Below are 3,130 nucleotides of genomic sequence, written 5' to 3'. Positions count from 1 at the left end.
TGCACGGCAGTTATCGCAAAGTGGCTGAGACGATCCCGGCGATCCAGATCCTGGGCGAACTGATGGCGGAATGGAACGTTGCCACCTGTCGCTGGCTGCTGGATCAACCGGTCTCCAACAGTGGGCGATTGAAGACGATGCTGCGGGAGATCAGTGAGCAGCGCGGCTGGAACTGGGAGATTGACCTGGTACCTGACCCCGATCCCGTGCTGAGTCAAACCGACCAGATCGTGGCTTCCGCTGACAGCCAGATTCTCAACGAGGCCGAACGCTGGTTCAACCTGGCACGGGTTGCTATCGAGACGCGGATACCCGATGCCTGGATTGTGGATTTGTCGCGGGGAGGGATTGAAGGAATGATACGATTCTTTCAGAGTTTATTTTCGCGCAGTCTTTCTCTCTGGAATTTGTGAGTCTGCTCTGCTGGCTTCCTGTTTGCTCCGCTCACCCCGAATTACATTCGGAGCCACCCGTCAGAGAAATTATCATTACCAAGATAAACTGATGTTCTGACAGGGCGTGCCTGTCAAACGCACCGGTCGCCCGCTGATTTGCGGGCAGGGAATGATTTCATTTCTGTGGGCCGGAAAAGAGGGCTTTTTCTTCTTCCTCCTGCACGATGATTTTCGGGCGGATTAACAGGAAACTGCGGGTCTGTTCCACACTGGTGTACTTGTAGACCAGTTCGCCAGTGTCTGCTGTCTTAACAATGACGGGGATTTTTGTCTTCTGCTGGGCGATTTCGATGAGGATCGTCTGGCGATCGGAAACGGTATTCACGCAGGTCCACATGGCGGCAGCAGACGATTCGGGATTGCTGATCCGCAGTTTGAGGCGGACTTCACGGCGGTCTGGGGAAATGACCGGCTGGATATAGCAGGGATGCTGCAGCGGGTGCTGTTTGCCGCCGGCGGTGTAGTTCGTCACGCCAGCCGTCTGTGCATTGAGCAGGGTGACCTGGGGCGCCTGGATCAGATTTGTCCGGGCGTTGTTTTGTGCCTCGTTCAACAGCAGGGCCACTTCTTTGTCTGTGAGGATGATGCCCCCGAGGGGGCCGTTGTTCTGTGGCTGCGGACGGGCGGTTTTCTGCTTGTCGAGATCGAGATCGAGGCCGATCTGTTCCCAGAAGTCCTCTGGTACGTTTTCGAGAAAATGCATTTCCAGCGAAATCTGGAAGTCCTGCTGTCGGCGAAGTTCCGTAAACAGGTCCTCGATTCGCTGATGCGTCTTTGAGGTCTGGCGGATGACGAGACTCTGCGAGGCCGCATGCGGTTGAATTGAGCCGTTACCTCCGACGGTCTCCCAGCTGTCGGGGTCTACCGTCGACTGTATGAGGTCGATGAGCGATTCGAAATCGATTGCGGGCGTCTTTGCTGCGGACGCTGTTTCGTCAGCAGGCACCGGACCGGCGAGGGGGATGGGAACCGCTAAATCGGCAACCGGATAGCTGACGACGTACGGCTTTCCGAGGGAGCGCGTGCGGCTGGTGATGACGACGACTTCGTCTCTCATAACATACGCAAGGTCCAGAGGTTCCAGCAACAGGTTGAGAACACTCTTCGACTTAATGCCTTTGACTTCGATGGTGACGGGAGTCTTGGGGGTTAAGCCGACCTCCTGCAGTCCAAGGGAATCGAGGAAGAGGTTAATGTCGCTCCGCCGGGAGATTTCTCTTAACACTTCGGACAGAGGCATTTCTTCCATCGTCAGTGAAATGGGTTGCTGGAGTGCTTTCCAGGTTTTCAATTCGAGGGGAGAGGCATGCGCCGGTGGTTTTGCGTTCGAGGAATCTGCTGCGTCGACCAGGGAAAAGGCAGCGGCCAGGGTGAGCATCAAAAAGGTGAGAGGTAAATAATGTCGCATGCTTCGCTTCCTTTCACGACTGCGCGGTCCCAATTCGAGGTGATCCACTCAGTTCCCCATCGGGGAGATCCGGCGGACCCGCACCAGGCCTGTGTGTGCTTCTGACTGCAATAGCGATCGCATCCGCTTGCCCTCACTGGACTTGGATGATCGCTCTGTTTCGTCCGGCGTATAGTTGCTATTGTTTAATCACAATTGTCTACTACCAGAGCCGCGGCACTCTACCCGCAGAGCCGGAAATCTGTCAAGATGAACCAGCGACATGCCAGCGGGCTGGAAAGAACCGAAACTGAGTGGTGTGTGAAGATTGAAAGGTTTGCACGCCACTACAGTGACGTACAAGAATGACGGGAACAGTATGATTCAGAGTCTTCAGATTGATGACGGGGCGTCACGGTTGCAGTTGTATTCACCAGGTTGTGATCCGGGCGGCTGTTACCGTGCGTTTTTTTTAAATCTTGCAGGAAAGGAGATGGAGTATGACACCAGCAGACCTGCTTGGTGAGTTCTCGTTTAAGATTTACGAACCGCCGCTGTCTGAGATGCGCGAAGATTGCAGAATTTATGACCTGTCGGATCCGGCGGCGGTTCTGATGCTCATCATCGACTTTGAAACAGAGGTCTCCATGAATGGGATCAACAATTTTCTCGGGAATAGCAGTGGTCAGTATGCGCATGAAACCGTTGCTGCATTGCAGACGATCGGCGCACAGACTCAGGCGATCCTGCTCCAAAAAATTCTGATCGTAGCTGCCAATGCCGGCATGACGCATGATGCGATTCAGGCAGATCGGTCGGGTCTCGAGGAGTTTTCGATCACGAGCTTCCAAGAACTGCATGGTGACAAATGGGATGCCGCGTCACACGAAATCCAGGAGATCGAAGCGGTAATCGACTATACAGAGATGATGTCCTGTGCCGAGTCCTATGTTGAGCGTTACAGTGCACAGATTCATCAGGCGCTGGGCATCTCACTAGATTGAGACTATATAATTTCGGATTTCTATACGGGTGTTTAAACGGAGCCGGAGGAAATATTATGCCTGACCAGCGTCAACATCGTGGTGCGCATCCGCAGGATCAAAGTTTGTTTGATACTGTTTCCGAGCCGGGACTGCGGCAGGCGACCTGTGACTTCAGCTGGCTGTTGACTCGCGGGTATGCGCCTGTTTCTGCACTCAAACTGGTGGGGGACCGGTATGCTTTGAATGCGCGGCAGAGAACCGCTGTGGGGCGTTGTGCCTGCGGTGAAGTGGAAGCTGGCCGA

Annotated in this window: 4 protein-coding genes; 3 read left to right on the top strand and 1 reads right to left on the bottom strand. The window is 54.4% G+C overall.

Features of this window, described 5'->3' with window-relative positions; genetic code table 11:
- On the top strand, nucleotides 1-413 hold a 413-nt coding region (locus tag Pan161_RS01900; protein WP_197995651.1), incomplete at its 5' end, for a DUF5616 domain-containing protein.
- Nucleotides 414-570: 157 nt separating this feature from the next.
- On the opposite strand, the gene Pan161_RS01895 is transcribed toward Pan161_RS01900, so the two are convergent.
- The gene (locus Pan161_RS01895) at nucleotides 571-1,863 is read right to left on the bottom strand and encodes a hypothetical protein (protein WP_145223915.1); all 1,293 of its coding nucleotides are present in this window, start codon (nucleotides 1,861-1,863) and stop codon (nucleotides 571-573) included.
- A 479-nt stretch (nucleotides 1,864-2,342) separates the two neighbouring features.
- Here Pan161_RS01895 and Pan161_RS01890 point away from each other — a divergent pair, with 479 nt between their 5' ends.
- Nucleotides 2,343-2,846 carry a DMP19 family protein gene (locus Pan161_RS01890; RefSeq protein ID WP_145223914.1) on the top strand — a complete coding sequence of 168 codons (504 nt, stop codon included), beginning with the start codon at nucleotides 2,343-2,345 and terminating at the stop codon, nucleotides 2,844-2,846.
- A 56-nt stretch (nucleotides 2,847-2,902) separates the two neighbouring features.
- On the top strand, nucleotides 2,903-3,130 hold a 228-nt coding region (locus tag Pan161_RS01885), incomplete at its 3' end, for a DUF434 domain-containing protein (RefSeq protein WP_145232474.1).

This window comes from Gimesia algae, from assembly GCF_007746795.1.
GTDB classification, from domain to species: domain Bacteria; phylum Planctomycetota; class Planctomycetia; order Planctomycetales; family Planctomycetaceae; genus Gimesia; species Gimesia algae.
The sequence above is the reverse complement of the archived record's forward strand: the minus strand, read 5'-3'. Positions and strand labels throughout refer to the sequence as shown.

Bases quoted from the DNA above. Each gene is read 5' to 3' on its own strand.
- Pan161_RS01895 (WP_145223915.1), bottom strand. From the start codon at position 1,863: ATGCGACATTATTTACCTCTCACCTTTTTGATGCTCACCCTGGCCGCT.
- Pan161_RS01890 (WP_145223914.1), top strand. From the start codon at position 2,343: ATGACACCAGCAGACCTGCTTGGTGAGTTCTCGTTTAAGATTTACGAA.